Source organism: Micromonospora sp. M51 (assembly GCF_018070305.1).
GTDB lineage: Bacteria > Actinomycetota > Actinomycetes > Mycobacteriales > Micromonosporaceae > Micromonospora > Micromonospora parva.
On record NZ_JAGPXZ010001408.1, the window covers coordinates 1 to 606 of the forward strand.

General features: G+C 67.7%; 1 protein-coding gene. It reads right to left on the reverse strand.

Going from position 1 to position 606, the window contains the following annotated elements; genetic code table 11:
• The coding region (locus KBX53_RS35125) for a HAMP domain-containing protein (RefSeq protein WP_210864053.1) at window positions 1-606 on the reverse strand (606 nt) is incomplete at both ends.

A 606-nucleotide genomic window follows, 5' to 3' on the forward strand; every position in this document is an offset into this window, starting at 1 on the left:
TTCTGGGACTGGCTGAGCTTGTGACTGAGGTCGGCGATGGCGGCGCGCTGCTGCTCGAGCGACTCGGCGGTGCCGTTCAGCAGGGTCATCAATCCGCCGAGCTCGCCGCGCGGATAGGGAGGCGGAATTCGTGCGCCGAGCTCGCCGAGCCCGAGCTTCTTCGCCATCGTGGCGAGCCGCCCGACCTGGCGCCCGACGCTCATGGTCGCAAGGATCCAGACGCCCGCCAAGAGCAGCAGCGAGGCCACGGCGAGGATCGCCATGTCCTCGTAAAGCCGGCGGTTGGCGGCCGCGACCAGTCCGTCCTTGGAGCGCCCGACCATGATGTAGAGGCCGGCGTTGCGGATCGAAGGCGAGCGGGCGACGGCCCAGACCTGGGTGCGGCCTTCGCGATCGGTCACCTCCTGAAACGCGTCACGATCGGGGTTTGCAGCGAAGCGAAACAGGTCGGACCCTGCGATCGAGGCGCCGACGGGCTCGCTCCGGCCGCCTTCCTTGGGCGCGACCAGAACGGTCCCCTTGCCGTCGGTGAGCAGGATCTCCGTCTCGGTGAGCAGCCGCTTGTGGTGGTATTCCGCGAATTTGTTGAGGTTGAAGGAGGCAAGC